11 protein-coding genes are annotated in these 15,403 nt (G+C 60.1%); 2 read left to right on the forward strand and 9 right to left on the reverse strand.

Annotated elements, in window-relative coordinates; genetic code table 11:
• Window position 1: 1 nt before the first annotated feature.
• From gshB to IPI80_RS03220, 5 genes are all read right to left on the reverse strand, one after another.
• Window positions 2–955, reverse strand: a complete 954-nt coding sequence (gshB, locus tag IPI80_RS03200; RefSeq protein WP_413857069.1) for a glutathione synthase — start codon at window positions 953–955, stop codon at window positions 2–4.
• Window positions 956–1,024: 69 nt separating this feature from the next.
• Window positions 1,025–2,248: a benzoate/H(+) symporter BenE family transporter gene (locus tag IPI80_RS03205; protein WP_413857071.1), complete on the reverse strand. Its 1,224-nt coding sequence runs from the start codon at window positions 2,246–2,248 to the stop codon at window positions 1,025–1,027.
• Window positions 2,249–2,270: 22 nt separating this feature from the next.
• A complete protein-coding gene (locus IPI80_RS03210; RefSeq protein WP_413857073.1) occupies window positions 2,271–4,139 on the reverse strand; it encodes a potassium transporter Kup in 1,869 nt (622 codons plus the stop codon).
• Window positions 4,140–4,305: 166 nt separating this feature from the next.
• The gene (gene gshA / locus IPI80_RS03215; RefSeq protein WP_413857075.1) at window positions 4,306–5,601 is read right to left on the reverse strand and encodes a glutamate--cysteine ligase; all 1,296 of its coding nucleotides are present in this window, start codon (window positions 5,599–5,601) and stop codon (window positions 4,306–4,308) included.
• 68 nt (window positions 5,602–5,669) lie between these two features.
• Window positions 5,670–7,010 (reverse strand): glutamate-5-semialdehyde dehydrogenase, encoded by a 1,341-nt coding sequence (locus IPI80_RS03220; RefSeq protein WP_413857077.1) that lies wholly within the window; start codon window positions 7,008–7,010, stop codon window positions 5,670–5,672.
• A 128-nt stretch (window positions 7,011–7,138) separates the two neighbouring features.
• Here IPI80_RS03220 and IPI80_RS03225 point away from each other — a divergent pair, with 128 nt between their 5' ends.
• Together IPI80_RS03225 and IPI80_RS03230 are read left to right on the forward strand one after the other, a co-directional pair.
• Window positions 7,139–7,921, forward strand: a complete 783-nt coding sequence (locus IPI80_RS03225) for a substrate-binding periplasmic protein (RefSeq protein WP_413857079.1) — start codon at window positions 7,139–7,141, stop codon at window positions 7,919–7,921.
• 9 nt (window positions 7,922–7,930) lie between these two features.
• Window positions 7,931–9,385 carry a diguanylate cyclase domain-containing protein gene (locus IPI80_RS03230; RefSeq protein ID WP_413857081.1) on the forward strand — a complete coding sequence of 485 codons (1,455 nt, stop codon included), beginning with the start codon at window positions 7,931–7,933 and terminating at the stop codon, window positions 9,383–9,385.
• 58 nt (window positions 9,386–9,443) lie between these two features.
• On the opposite strand, the gene IPI80_RS03235 is transcribed toward IPI80_RS03230, so the two are convergent.
• The 4 genes from IPI80_RS03235 to leuS are packed head-to-tail and all read right to left on the reverse strand — an operon-like array spanning window position 9,444 to window position 15,396.
• Window positions 9,444–11,102, reverse strand: coding sequence for a CorA family divalent cation transporter (locus tag IPI80_RS03235; protein ID WP_413857083.1), 1,659 nt, complete (start codon window positions 11,100–11,102; stop codon window positions 9,444–9,446).
• Entirely contained in the window at window positions 11,099–12,175 is a 1,077-nt protein-coding gene (gene holA / locus IPI80_RS03240; protein WP_413857085.1) for a DNA polymerase III subunit delta, read from the reverse strand. The genes IPI80_RS03235 and holA overlap by 4 nt, the downstream gene beginning before the upstream one ends.
• A 1-nt stretch (window position 12,176) precedes the next feature.
• Window positions 12,177–12,680, reverse strand: a complete 504-nt coding sequence (gene lptE / locus IPI80_RS03245; RefSeq protein WP_413857087.1) for an LPS assembly lipoprotein LptE — start codon at window positions 12,678–12,680, stop codon at window positions 12,177–12,179.
• A gap of 4 nt (window positions 12,681–12,684) precedes the next feature.
• The gene (leuS, locus tag IPI80_RS03250) at window positions 12,685–15,396 is read right to left on the reverse strand and encodes a leucine--tRNA ligase (RefSeq protein WP_413857089.1); all 2,712 of its coding nucleotides are present in this window, start codon (window positions 15,394–15,396) and stop codon (window positions 12,685–12,687) included.
• Between the last annotated feature and the right edge of the window lie 7 nt (window positions 15,397–15,403).

The following is a 15,403-nucleotide window of genomic DNA, read 5'->3' on the forward strand; positions in this document are numbered from 1 at the left end:
GCTACACCGCTGCCTCCAGCGCATCCACAAACATTGCTGCCACGTCAAAGCCGGTCTGGTCGGTGATTTCCTGGAAGCAGGTTGGGCTGGTCACGTTGATTTCGGTCAGGCTGTCACCAATCACGTCCAGCCCCACCAGCAACAGGCCACGGGCCGCCAGGATAGGCCCGAGGTTTTCAGCAATGCGGCGGTCCGACTCGCTCAGTGCCATTGCCACGCCCTTGCCGCCCACCGCCAGGTTGCCCCGCACTTCACTGCCCTGCGGGATGCGCGCCAGGCAAAACGGCACTGGCTTGCCGCCAATCACCAATATGCGTTTGTCGCCTTCGGTGATGGCGGGCAGGAATTTCTGCACCATCACGGTTTCAGCGCCATCCTTGTTCAGGGTTTCGATGATGCCGCCCAGGTTCAGACCATCGGCCTTGACGCGAAAGATGCCCATGCCACCCATGCCGTCCAGGGGTTTGAGGATGATGTCTTGGTGCTCAGAGTGGAAACGGCGAATGGCCTGCGCATCGCGCGTGACGATGGTCGGGCCAATGAACTGGGGAAACTCGAGAATCGCCAGCTTCTCGGGGTGGTCGCGCAGAGCGCGCGGCTTGTTGAACACCTTGGCGCCTTCGCGCTCGGCCTGCTCCAGCAAGTGGGTGGCGTAAAAGTATTCGCTGTCAAACGGCGGGTCCTTGCGCATGATAATGGCGCCAAAGTCTTTCAAGTCACGCAGGCGCTGCCCGGGCGTCGGGGGCGCCTCGTGGAACCAGCGATCTTCGTGGCCCGTGAGCACGATGTGGCGCATGTGCGCCTGCACGACACCGCCACGCTCCCACAGCAATTCACGCGGCTCGCAGGCCACAATGCTGTGCCCGCGCCGTTGCGCCTCGCGCATCATCGCAAAGGTGGTGTCCTTATAAATCTTGAACGATTCAAGGGGGTCGCAAACAAAGAGTAATTCCATAGCTTTGAACAGCAGGTTTGGTAATGGGTACGACTCTACCGCGACTGGAGCAGCAGGCAGGGCTTGGGGCTAATCGGTTTTGCGCAGCAGGGTGCTACGCCCCAGGTTTTGCACCAACAAGGCCAGCGCACCTGCCACCACACCCCAGAAGGCCGAGCCCACGCCCGCCACCACCACGCCGCTGAGCGTGACCAGAAAGGTAATGACCGCCGCCTCGCGGTGGGGTTCATGCTGCAAGGCGGATGTCAGCGCGCCACCAATGGTGCCCAGCAGTGCCAGGCCCGCAATGGCGGCCACCAGTTCCGTGGGGAAGGCAGTCAGCACGCCGGTGATGGCCGCACCAAAGATTCCAATCACCACATACAGCGCGCCACAAGACACCGCTGCTGTGTAGCGCTTCTTGGGGTCGGCGTGCGCTTCCGGCCCCATGCAGATGGCAGCGGTGATGGCGCTCAGATTCAGGGCGAATGCACCAAAGGGTGCTAACAGCAGGGTGGCTACGCCGGTGAGCGTGATGATGGGCGAGATGGGAATGCCGGCATCGCCACCCTGGGCACGACGATCGCCATAGCCGCAGGCCTGGATGGCGGCCACACCCGGCAGGTTCTGCGAGGCCATGGTCACAATGAATAGCGGTAGCGCCAGGCTGACCAGGGCCGAGAACGTGAACTCCGGACGCACCAGCACCGGTGTTGTAATGCCTAATGCGATGTCAGCCCTCGTGAAACCTGTTGTTGCAGCTACGAAAACAATAGCAATTACCAGAGTCAGGGGCACCGCGTAACGCGGCCATTGGCGCTTGCCCACCAAATACGCCAGCAGCATGACCAACACCAGTGGCAGGGCCGTTTGCGCCGCGCCAAAACCGGACAGGCCAAAACGCGCCAGTACGCCTGCGAGCAGGGCAGCGGCGAGAGCCACCGGAATGCGGTTCATGACCCGCTCAAACCAGCCAGTTGCTCCGGCCACGGTAATAAGACCAGCGCACGCCATGAAGGCACCCACTGCCTCAGCCATGGAAAAGCCGCCCGTGGCACCGGCCGTGGCCAATACCGCAGCACCCGGTGTGCTCCAGGCCACCATGACCGGCTTTTTCAACCACAGCGAAGGCAACACCGTGCACAAGCCCATGCCGATGCCCAGCGCCCACATCCACGAGGCAATCATCTCCGGTGTGGCATGAAAAGCCTGGGCCGCCTGGAACACGATGGCGACCGAACTGGTGAAACCCACCAGCACGGCAACAAAGCCGGCAGTGAAGGCGGGAGGGCTGAGGTCTTTAAAAAACTGCATGCAGCTGATTGTGACCCAGTGCTCAGATCTCGATCTTGGAGCCCAATTCCACCACGGAGTTGTTGGGCAGGTTCAGGAAGTCTGCGGCACCACTGGCATTGCGATGCATCTGGGCAAAAAGCTTCTCGCGCCAGGGTGCCATGCCCTTGCCCAGGGTAGGCACCACGGTGTCGCGCGAAAGAAAATAGCTGGTAGTCATGGGGTTTATATCGCAGCCTCGGCCTTTGATCTGCTCCAGCGCCTTGGGCACATCAGGATCGTTCTTGAAGCCGTAATTAATCACCACCTGCCAGCAATCGTGGCCCAGGGAATCAAACTCCAGACGCTTGGTCATGCCGATCCAGGGCACCTCGTGGTTGCGCACCGTGACGAACAGGTTGTTGGCGTGCAGCACTTTGTTGTGTTTGAGGTTATGCAGCAGGGCGTTGGGCACGGTGCCGACATCAGAGGTCAGGAACACAGCCGTACCTTCCACCCGCGCCGGCGGGCTGATAAACACGGACTCCAGAAAGCTGGGGAGGTCGATGGCATCGGCGCGCAGCTTCTCATTCATCAGCCGCCGGCCATCCTTCCAGGTCAGCATCAGGGCGAATACGGCACCGCCAATCATCAGCGGGAACCAGCCACCATCAATCAGCTTGAGCAGGTTCGACGCCCAAAAGGCAAAGTCCACCACGAAGAAAAACCCGGTGGCGCCGATGCACAGTGCCAACGGGTAGTTCCAGGTGTAGCGAACGACATAAAAGGTCAGCACCGTAGTGATCAGCATGTCGGTGCACACGGCAATGCCGTAGGCTGCTGCCAGGTTGCTCGATGAGCGGAACATGACCACCGCCAGCACAATGGTCACGAACAAACCCCAGTTCACAAACGGCAGGTAAATTTGACCGGTGTCTTTTACGCTGGTGTGCAAAATCTGCAAGCGCGGCAGGTAACCCAGCTGGATCACCTGCTTGGTGACGGAAAACGCCCCGGAAATCAGCGCCTGCGAGGCGATCACGGTGGCCATGGTGGCCAGTGCCACCAGCGGCATCAAAGCCCAGTCCGGGGCCATCAGGAAGAACGGATTTTTGACGGCTTCAGGATTGCCCAGCAACAAGGCTCCCTGGCCAAAATAGTTGAGTGTGAGCGCCGGCATGACGATGGCAAACCAAGCCAGACGGATCGGCTTCCTGCCGAAGTGACCCATGTCTGCATACAGCGCCTCAGCACCGGTGACGCAGAGCACCACGGCGCCCAAAATGATGAAGGTAACGCCCGGCTGCTCCCAAATAAAAGACAATGCGTAATAGGGGTTGATGGCCAGCAAGATGCTGGGTCGGTCGGCAATGTGGACCACGCCCAAAATGGCAATTGTGGCAAACCAGACCAGGGTGATGGGGCCAAAAAACTTGCCGATACCGCTGGTACCGTGCTTTTGCACCATGAACAGGCCCAAGAGAATGATCAACGTAAGCGGGATCACAAAGCGATGCAAGTCGTGCGAAATGACTTCCATACCCTCCACCGCCGACAGGACCGAGATGGCTGGCGTGATGACGCCGTCGCCATAAAACAGACAGGTGCCAAAAATGCCAACCAGCAGCAACACGCGCCGTTGCTTGGGTTTGTCTTTGATCGATTGGGACGCCAGGGCCAGCATGGCCACCAGCCCGCCTTCGCCATTGTTGTCGGCACGCAGCACCAGGGTCACGTACTTGAGGGACACGATGACCGTCAAGGTCCAGAAGAAGATGGACAGAATGCCGTAGACATTGCCTGCAGTGAAGGGCACATGGCCGGAGCCAAAGACCTCCTTGACTGCGTACAGAACGCTGGTTCCGATGTCGCCATACACAACGCCAATGGCGCCCAGGGTAAGCGCCGGTAAAGACGATTTGGATGCTGACACACGTTCACCCAGCCAAGCTTGCGGCCGGGTCCATTCCATTTGGGATCGCTATTTTGCGCCAGCCGCCCTTTTGCACAAGACTCTGCGCTTGCATTTCACCGAAAATCGCAGATATGTTGCAATGCAACAACTGGCCGTCAATCAGGGGCTTGGCGCAAGCCCTGTGTCAGGCGTAGTGTTCAGCTTGTGGGTCGGTCGCTTCAAGCTCGTAGCTGGCGGCCAGCATGGCCAAACGGCCGATCACCCCATACATGTAGAAACGGTTGGGCGCACTGGCGCCGGGTTTTACACCAGGTTGAGGTAAGTGCGTACTCTCGGCAAAAGCCAGTGGAACAAAGCTGGAACCCGGAGCATTCAGATTTTCGTCGGTCTTGCGTCCAGCGTGCACACGGTAGAAGCCGCCCACGACATAGCGGTCCATCATGTAGACCACAGGTTCGGCCACTGCGTCGTTCAGACGTTCGCTGGTGAGCACCCCCTCTTGCAGCAGCACGTCATAAACCGCAGCCGCGGGCTTGCCGGCAGCAACCGTGGGGCCTATGTGCTGGCGCAGGGACTCCAGTTCCTTGGCGTCACGCACGGTCAGGATATCCATATGCGGGTCACCGTTGTCGGCCTTGACCACGATAAAGGGCTTTTCCTTGATGCCATATTCCTTGTGCTTCTTGCGGATCTTGCCCAGCAGCGCATCCACCCGCGTGGCAAGCTCTTGCACACCGGCATCGGTAGAGAAATCCACCTGGGCGCACTTGTCAAACAACGGGTTGATCAGCCAGTGGTCCACCCCGATCAGTTTGCCAAACCGTTTGGAAACTTCTTCAAAACACTTGGAGTGCACGCTCTTGCGCCGCGTGTTCCAGCCGGCATGCAAGGGCGGCAATAGGTATTGCTGTTGCAGGTCTTCCAGGATGCCGGGGGCGCCGGCATGCAAGTCGTTGTTCAGCAAAATAGTGCAAGGGTCGAAATCCTTGACGCCAATGCGCCCCCTGCTGCGCACCACGGGCTCCAGCGTAATGCTTTCGCCATTGGGTAGGGCCATGGTGACGGGCTTCTTGACATCGGGGCTGATGGAGCCCAGGCGCACGTTGAGGCCTGCCATGTGGAAGATGCGGCGCAACTGGGCCAGGTTATTCAGGTAGAAAGTGTTCTGGGCCTGGTTTTCCGGGACGATGAGCAGGTTTCGCGCTTCGGGACAGATTTTTTCGATCGCTGCCATGGCCGCCTGTACCGCCAGCGGCAACATGGACGACGACAGGATATTCCAGCCGTCGGGAAACAGATTGGTATCCACAGGCGCCAGTTTGAAGCCGGCATTGCGCACATCCACCGAGCAGTAAAAGGGCGGGGTGTGCTCCATCCACTCCAGGCGAAACCAGCGCTCAATGGCCGGCATGGAGTCCAGGATGCGCTGCTCCAGTTCGTTGATGGGGCCAGTCAACGCAGTAACGAAATGGGGAACCATGCGGTCCTCTTGAAAAAATTGAATCGGAAGCTGATTCTAGGACCTGACGCTGCCGTGCAGCGGAAAACTCAGATGCGTACCTCGCCATCGCCCAGCACCACGTATTTGAGCGAGGTCAGTCCCTCAATGCCCACGGGCCCACGGGCGTGAAACTTGTCGGTGCTGATACCAATTTCGGCGCCCAAGCCATATTCAAAGCCATCAGCAAAGCGGGTACTGGTGTTGACCATGACGCTGGCCGAATCCACCTCGCGCAAGAAACGCTGGGCGTGCATGTGGTCGCGGGTCAGGATAGCGTCGGTGTGGTGGGAGGAATAGCGGTTGATGTGGGCAATGGCCTCGTCCAGCCCCGGCACCACCTTGATGCTGATGACGGGGGCCAGGTATTCGGCGTACCAGTCGCTTTCCTGGGCCAGACTTAGCTGCGCAGAGGTTGCTGCAATTACTCCTATTTTTGTAGCATCTTGTGTAGTATTGACGAGGGCTGGAGGCATATTTGATTGCAATATTTGTAGCGCAACCGGATCGCAGCGCATTTCCACCCCCTTGGCAGCGAACACCAGCCCGATCTGGGGCAGGAAGGCCTGGGCTACCCCGCGGGCCACCAACAGGCTCTCGGCCGCGTTGCAGGGGCTGTACTTGTTGGTCTTGGCGTTGTCCACCACTTTCAAGGCCATGGCCAAGTCGCAGGGGTCATCCACATAGACGTGACAGTTGCCGTCCAGGTGTTTGATAACGGGCACCTTGGCGCCGGCGCTGATGCGTTCGATCAAACCCTTGCCACCGCGCGGGATGATCACATCCACGTATTGGGGCATGGCGATGAGCTGGTCCACCAGGGCACGGTCGGTGGTTTGCACCAGTTGCACGGCATCCACTGGCAGGCCGGCTTCAAGCAATGCCTGCTGTACCAAACGGGCCAGGGCCTTGTTGGAATCAATGGCCTCGGAGCCACCACGCAGAATGCAGGCGTTGCCGCTCTTGATGGACAGGCTGGCAGCCTCGATCGTGACGTTGGGGCGGCTTTCAAAAATCATGCCAAACACGCCAATGGGCACGCGCATCTGGCCCACACGAATGCCGCTGGGCTGCTGTTTCATGCCAATGACCTCGCCAATCACATCGGGCATGGCGGCCAGCTGTTCGCACCCTTGGGCACAGGTCTCGATCACCTTGGGCGTTAAACGCAGTCGGTCCACCAGGGGCGCGGCCAAGCCAGCCGTGGTGGCACGTTCGATGTCCAGTGCGTTGTCCACCTGCAACGCATCCACATTGGCCCGCAGAAGGCTGGCCAGGGCGAGCAATGCTCTGTTTTTGATAGCCGTTGATGCAGCGGCCATGAGGGTTGATGCCACTTTTGCCTGAGAACCCAGGGCGTGGGCGTATTCGGTGATGTTGAGCGCATTCATACCTCGGATTTTCGCAGATATGGCGCCTGAACCCACAGAATGATCTGACAAACCAAAAATCTGTAACTTGTGTAACATGATCCTTACGCCAACAAAAAGAAACTGGGCTCTCCCAAGGAGCGTTGACCATGCTGACCCGTTGTGCGCTGACCTGGCTGATTACCATTTGCGCCTGCTGCCAAGCCCACGCAGTAGGCCCGGACTGCTCGCGTCCTATGACACTGGCCCTGCACGACCACGGCCTTTTGTACTCGGCCGCCACCGACTCCGGCATCGACAAGGATGTTGCCGAGGAGCTGATCCGCCGTTCCGGCTGCAAGGTAACCGTGACCCTGATGGCCCGCGCCCGCATCTGGCAACTGATCGAATCCGGCGCGCTGGATTTCAGCCTCTCGGGTATTCGCAATGCCGACCGTGACAAATTTGCCGCCTTTGCCTGGTACTTCAGCAACAAGTACTACCTGCTGGCGCGCAAGGACGCCGGGGTGCACAGTCTGGCTGATTTTGCGGGTAACGACAAACTTCAGCTGGGTGTGATTCGTAGTTTTCGCTACAGTGAAAGTGGCAATACGTTGGTTGACACCCTGCAAGCGTCCAGCCGCTTGAGTCAGGCTGGCGGGCTGGAGCCGCTGTACCAGGCGCTGATGCTCAACCACATCCAGGGCATGCTGATTGAGCCATTTGACTACCCCACGCTGGGCGAGAAGAAGATCCGTGACATCACCACCATCATCGCCTTCAACGACCCGCCGGTACCCCACGGCCTGATCATGTCGAAAAAGGCCGTTTCACCAGCCGAACAAGAAAAATGGCGCGCTTTGGTGAATGCCATGCGTGCTGATGGCACCACCCGGCGCATTTTTGAGAAATATTTCGATCCTGACCTGGCTGCAACCCTGGTCAATTTTTGACACAGCCCCGTGACGACCAACCACGCCGCACCCCATACCGCGTTGCGTCTGTCCCTGCTGTTGCCATGGCTGATCCTGATCACCACGCTGGGTGTAACGTGGTTGGTCCGTGACCATGAACAGGCTCTGACCCGAAATGAACTGCGCACCCAGCTGGATTTTTCCCTGCGCGAGACTGTCAGCCGCATCGAACAGCGTGTGGCCGCCTACGAACAGCTATTGCGCGGCGTGCAAGGCTTGTTTACCACCACGGCACTGGGCAACCGCCGCGCGTTGAATGACTATGTGGCAGCCCTGCAAATCGACGCCAATTTGTCGGGTATCCAGGTTCTGGATGCCGCCCCACAAGCAAACGCCCAGAGCGCCTGGGCCGATCCAATACGCCGTCAGGCCATGGAGCAGGCCCGCGACTCCGGAATGGCCTCCATCACCGGCAAGCTCGCCGTGGGCACAGGAGCTGAAAAGCACCCAGGTTTTGCCATGTATTTGCCTGTATTCACCCCTGGGCAGCCCCACGACAACGTGGCCCAACGGCGCGCGCAGCTGATCGGCTGGATTTACGCGGTCGTCAACATGGAAGACTTCATGGCCAGCCTGTATGGCAAGCAGGCGCCCGGCATCACCTTGGCCATTTACGATGGGGCCGATCCCACCAATCCATCTGCGCGCCTGTACCAGACCAGCAACTTGAACGGCACACCCAGAGTTGCCGCATCCGACGGCCTTCAGGCACTGGAGTACATGGTGGTCGCTGGCCACAACTGGACGCTGGACCTGGGCACGCGCAGTAATTTTGACAACCATCCAGGACGTGATGTGGCCACCGTGATTGCCGTCACCGGCGTGGGACTAAGCCTGACCCTGGCTTTGCTGAGCTGGTTCATGGTCACCGGACGTGCCCGCGCCCTGCGCTTGGCCGCCGAGATGACCGATGAACTGCGCCACATGGCCCAGCACGACCCGCTGACGGATTTGCCCAACCGAGCCATGTTCAGCCACCGCCTGCAGGATGAGCTGGAACGGGCCAAGCGCCACAACGGTCGCTTCGCAGTGATCTTTCTGGACCTGGACTACTTCAAGCCCGTCAACGACCACCACGGACACGCCATGGGCGATCGCCTGTTGCGGCAAGTAGCTCGCCGCCTGCGGGAAGCCGTGCGTGCGTCCGATACGGTGGGCCGCATTGGAGGCGACGAATTCGTGGTGCTGCTGCCCGAGCTGGGTGGCGTCGACCTGGCGTTTACCCTGGCTGAGAAAATCCGGCAGTCGGTACGCCAACCCTATACGGTAGACGGGCTGGAGCTGTGCATCTCTTGCAGCCTGGGCGTGGCGGTTTACCCGGACGACGGCCACGATGAATTAACCTTGACCCAAAGCGCCGATGAAGCGATGTACCGCGCCAAAGAAGACGGCCGAGACGGCGTGGCTCGCGCAAGCGACAACCGCTCTTCAATTCCATCGTGAATCGGTACGAACAAAAGCAATTGGCCTTGCGAAGGGGTCGATGAGCCGCAGATGGACCTCAGTTCGGGCGGTTCGTTACAACCAGCCAAAATGCATGCAACTTGCCGCCCAAGGACGTGCGCTCGTCCGACAGGACTTCCAGAAAGTCGGACAGCCGCTTGGAGCGCGCAATCGCAAACATTACTAGGACCACAAAGAAGGCGGTGGCAATGATGCCATGCACCAGTCGTTCCAGCGGCGGTCCCTCGCCAAAGGCGATGATGTTCATGCCAAAGTAGCCCGTGGTCACAGTGGCGATCAGGCCCAAAATGGTAATCACTGTAAGCCGCACCACCGTGTTGGACTGACGGCGCTGCGAGTCACTGTCCAGATAGTGGCTCATCTCACGAATTTCGTCCCGTAATTCGTCATACAGCGCGTCGTTGCGCAAGTGGTTGGAGCAGATGCGAAACGTCGCCTGCAAATGCGGCCGTTCGGACAGTTCATGAAACCAGTAGCGGTGGGTAAACCGCAAGAAGGTCTCGAAATTGGAGCGGATGCGCCGCTTGAATGTCCGCACCGAATCGTCGTTGCGGATATCGAGTGCATTCACTGCGCCGACCAGCACGTCCGAAAACACCAGCAGGGCAGCACGGTGCAGATGCGCCAACAGGAACACCAGGAAATACTGGTGCCGGAACTGGGCCAGCACACCGCGCTCGGGGTTGGTAAAAAACATGGAGGCACTGTCGCCGACCACGGTCAATGCATTGCCGGTGCAGATGAAGCGGGTGTTGGGACCGGCATCCGAATCCGTCCAAAAACGATCCTGGCAGTACAGCGACTCGAAGTCGATAACCGTGGGATCATTCACCGGCAACTGCTCGTCCGGGTGCAGCGTGGATGCCAGGCCCAGGCGAACCCATTCATGAGCACTCAAGCGCCGGGGCTGGTCCAGTGCCACATAGGCCATGACTGGCATGCGATGGTATTCAATCAACCGGTAGCGCAGATCACCGACTTCGTCCGAGTGGTCCAACACCAGGGGCCGCAACAGGCAAGCCCAGTGTTCCGAGATGCAGGGACTGCGATGCTGACAGACAAACTGCAAGTATTTGTCGCGATGGGCGGAGTCCGAGCGGGCGATCACCTGCCCGTCCACCCCCAGCCACTCTGCAGCATGGGAATTGTGCACGCCATCCCCATCTTCGTCCCAGCCGGACGGGTAGGCCCGGCCAAAGCGAAACAGGAAGTCGCGCACCACGGCCAAAGGCAGGTCCGTAGTCCGCACCTCGATATTGAACTGCACGAGGTCCAGGTCGTCGAAAAAGTAGAGGTCGATATGCACAATATCAAGCTCTATCGGCGCGCTATCCGGGCGCAGGGTTACTCGCAGCCTGGCAATGTCATTGCGGCGAAACACATGCATGGGCGAGCTGTCCGTGTCATCCTGGTCTCCGGCATGCCGGAAACGGCCCTCGCCGTACAGAAAGCGTTGCACGTAGGGCAAAAACGAGACGAACTCTCGGTAGTGCCGCTCGCGAAACTGACCAGGATCGTCAGTGAACTCGTCGTCGATCCGGGTCCAGCAGTGGTTGTGTTTCGCGGCCTCAAGCACCTGCCAATGGCGCGCCTTGGCGTCCTTGCCAGGGCGCGGCTCAATCTGCAGGGGCCACACCAGACTGGCGTGGAACAGGCTGACCGGGTGGTCGTTGTGATCGCCTGTTGAGTCGGTCATACTGTCCTGGGTCCCGCGCACAGGGCGCATAGTTGCAGGGCCAGGCGCTGCAAAGCCTGCCAGCCCGAGACCGGCCAGTCCGGCTGCTTGAGACCTTTCACGATTCCATCCACCACGTGGGCTGACTGCAGCAACTCGGCCAGTGCGGACTCGCTCAGGCGGGGCAGCACGCGCTCAAACAAACGCTCCTTGGCGCCCCAGACACGCTGCTCGCGCAGAGCCACGGGCAGCGGACGGCCCTGCGCCATGGCGTCTTTGACGCGTTTGAGGGCACGTATGTCCTCACTCAAGGTGTAGTGCACCAGCACCTCGGCCTCGCCTTCGGCCTGCAGGCCATCGAGCATGCGTTGCACCCGCAGCGGCTGGCCGGCGAGCACCGCCTCGCTGAGCTTGAATACGTCGTAGCGGGCCACGTTCAGCACCGCGCCTTCTACCTGCTCAAAACCCAAAACGCCACCGCCAGCCGCATCAGCCGGGTACAGCAGGGCCAGTTTCTGGATTTCCTGGTGGGCGGCGAGCAGGTTGCCTTCTACCCGATCGGCAAAAAACTGCAGGGTGCGCTGGCCCTCTTCACCGGCGGCCACGCGCTGGCCTTGGGTTGCGAGGCGCTGGGCAATCCACTGCGGCAAGGCGGCGCGCTCCACCGGGTCCACCTGCAGGGTCATGCCAAAACTCTCCAGCGCGGCAAACCAGGCGCTGGATTTGGTCATCTTGTCCAGGCGCGGCAGCATCACGATGGTGAGGGTGGCGTCATTGTCCTGGGACATTTGCGCCAGTTGCTGCAACGCGGCGCTGCCGTCTTTGCCCGGTTTGCCCGAGGGGATGCGAATTTCCACGATCTGCTTGTCGGCAAACAGGCTTAAAGACCCACCGGCAGCTAGCACTTCGCTCCAGTCAAAGTGGGCGCCGGCTACCGTGTGAGCGGTGCGTTCGGTATAGCCCAGCGGCCGAGCTACGGCGCGAATGGCGTCGAGTGCTTCTTGCTGCAGCAGCGGTTCGTCGCCGTGCAGGGTGTACAGGCTTTTGAGCCCACGCGTCAGATGGGCTGCCAACTGGCCAGTGCTCACTTGCATGTTAGGGTGGGTCCAACGACTTGACCGCTGCCAGCCGGCGCACCAGCTGTTGCAGCAGGTCGGCCTGCATGTCGCGAAACAGCAGCACTTCTTCGGCTTCTTTGGCCAACACGGCTGATTCGTTGAAGCTGATATCGCGCTGCTGGGAAATGGTGGTGGGGACAATCAACTCCCGTCCATCAGGCGTGCGCATGCGGAATTGGATGCGGATGCGCAACTGGAATTCACGCACCTGGCCCGAAGCGTTGACACCCACCACACTCTTCTCACGCGCTTCTTGCAGGATGTCAACAATCACTTGCGGCGGTGTGCCACCAGCACCCGGAGCCACAGGTGCGACGGCATTGCCGAAATAGCGGATCAGGTCGGCGGCCAATAGGCCATTTTTCTCTGGGGTCACCGCCACGGTCTGAAAGGCAAAGGTGGGCGCACTGCGCAATTTGAAGCCACACGCCGCCAGGCCCCAGGCAGCGGGGACAGCAGTGAGCAGGGTTCTGCGTTGCATGGCGTTAGAGAACGACGTTCACCAGTCGCCCTGGCACGACGATCACGCGCTTGACGGGGGCACCATTTGCAAACTGCACAAAGGCCGGGCTGGCCAGGGCCAGGGCCTCAATCTCGTCCTTGGACGCACTGGCCGGAACCATCACCGAGCCACGCAGCTTGCCATTGACTTGCAGCATGAGTTCCAGCTCGTCTTGCACCAGAGCCAGTGGGTCCACCACGGGCCAGGCCGCATCCAGCAAATCGCCCAGGGCCTGGGCATAGCCCAGCTCGCTCCACAGCGCGTGGGCGATGTGCGGTGTGGCTGGGTAGAGGATGCGCAACAGAATGGAGAAGCCTTCAATCAGTGCCCCCTGGGCGCCGGCACTGTCGTGCGCCTTGAAGTCTTCCAGGGCATTGATCATCTTCATGGCGCCCGAGACCACGGTGTTGTATTGCATGCGCTGGTAGTCATAGTCCACCTGCTTGAGCACCGTGTGCATCTCGCGCCGCAAGACCTTGGCTTCCTTGCCAAACGTTACGTCTTTCAGGCTTCCAGCCCTCGCAAAACTTACGTGAGCAGCTATCGAATTCATAGTAGCCAGTTTGACGCCAAAGTTCCAGACGCGGCGCAGGAAGCGGTAGCTGCCCTCCACGGCGGCATCGTTCCACTCCAGCGTGGCCTCGGGCGGGGCGGTGAACATGGTGTACAGGCGGGCGGTGTCAGCGCCGTATTTCTCGATCAGGTCTTGCGGGTCCACGCCATTGTTCTTGGACTTGGACATGGTGCCCACGCCCTCGTAGTCGATGGGGGTGCCCACCGGCAAGTCGCCCACCGCCTTGATCAATTTGGCGCCAATGATTTTTCCGCCATCGTCGAGCACATGCTCCACGTCGGCCGGCCAGAAATATTCCTTGCCACCCTTGGCACCCTTGCGTGAATAGATGTGGTTGAGCACCATGCCCTGGGTCAGCAATTTGGTGAAGGGCTCGTCCACTGTTACCAGGCCCAGATCACGCATGACCTTGGTCCAGAAGCGCGCATACAGCAAGTGCAGGATGGCATGCTCAATGCCACCGATGTACTGGTCCATCGGCATCCAGTATTTGGCGCCCTCGGCCACCATGGCTTCGGTGTTTTTCGGGTCGCAGTAGCGCATGAAATACCACGAACTGTCGACAAAGGTGTCCATGGTGTCGGTCTCGCGCCGCGCGGCCTTGCCGCACACCGGGCAGGTCACACCAGCGTGGAAGCCTTCGTGTTTGACGAGCGGGTTGCCAGAACCATCGGGCACGCAGTCCTGTGGCAACACCACCGGCAAATCCTTCTCTGGCACAGGCACCGCACCATGCTCGGCGCAGTGGATGATGGGAATGGGCGTGCCCCAGTAGCGCTGGCGGCTCACGCCCCAGTCGCGCAGGCGCCAGGTGGTCTTTTTCTCGCCCAGACCTATGGCCTTGAGCGCCTCAGCGACAGCGTCCACCGCATCGGCACAGGACAGGCCGCTGAAAATATCGGAATTGACGGTCACACCCCGCTGTTTGTCGCCGTACCAATCCTGCCAATGGTCATGGTCGTAGGTCAAACCATCGATGTGCACCACGTCGTCTATGTGCAGGCCATATTTCTTGGCAAAAGCGAAGTCGCGCTCGTCGTGCGCGGGCACGCCCATGACGGCGCCATCGCCATAGCCCATGAGCACGTAGTTGCCCACCCACACGTCCACCGGCTCACCCGTGAGGGGGTGGGTAACCTGCAACCCGGTGGGCATGCCCAGCTTGTCTTTGACTGCCAATTCAGCCTCGGTGGTGCCACCGGCCTTGCACTCCTCGATGAAGGTCGCCAACGCAGGGTTGTTGCGCCCCGCATGCACAGCCAGCGGGTGCTCAGGCGCCACGGCGCAAAAGGTGACCCCCATGATGGTGTCGGCACGGGTGGTGAACACGTACATGCGGCCATCGCCAATCAGTACTCCATCAGCACCCTTGATACTGTGGGTGAAGGCAAAACGCACGCCGCTGGACTTGCCAATCCAGTTCTCTTGCATCAGCTTGACGCGATCGGGCCAGCCCGGCAGGCCGGTTTGCACGTGGTCCAGCAGTTCTTCGGCGTAGTCGGTGATTTTCAGGTAATAGCCGGGGATCTCGCGCTTTTCGACCGTGGCGCCGGTGCGCCAACCCTTGCCGTCAATGACTTGCTCGTTGGCCAGCACAGTCTGGTCCACCGGGTCCCAGTTGACGACCTGGGTCTTGCGGTAGGCAATGCCCTTTTCCAGCATCTTCAAAAATAACCACTGGTTCCACTTGTAGTACGTGGGGTCGCAGGTGGCGACCTCGCGGCTCCAGTCGATGGCCAAGCCCATGGCCTGCATTTGGCCCTTCATATAGGCAATGTTGTCGTAGGTCCATTTCGCGGGTGGCACCTTGTTCTTCAACGCGGCATTTTCGGCGGGCAGGCCAAAGGCGTCCCAGCCCATGGGCATCAAGACGTTATTGCCGTTCATGCGCAGGTAGCGCGCCAGCATATCGTTGATGGTGTAGTTGCGCACATGGCCCATGTGCAGCTTGCCGCTAGGGTAGGGCAGCATGGAGCAGGCGTAAAACTTCTTCTTCAGATTGCCCTGTGCATCGCGTGCGTCTTCGGTCACCCGGTAGGCGTTCTGCCCGTTCCAAAGGGGCTGTGCCCAATGCGCGTGCGCCGCTTTTTCGATGTCCAGATGTTGGTATTTGTCTTGCATGGGTCAA

Source organism: Candidatus Aalborgicola defluviihabitans (assembly GCF_016705985.1).
In the GTDB taxonomy this organism is placed as follows: domain Bacteria; phylum Pseudomonadota; class Gammaproteobacteria; order Burkholderiales; family Burkholderiaceae_C; genus Allorhodoferax; species Allorhodoferax defluviihabitans.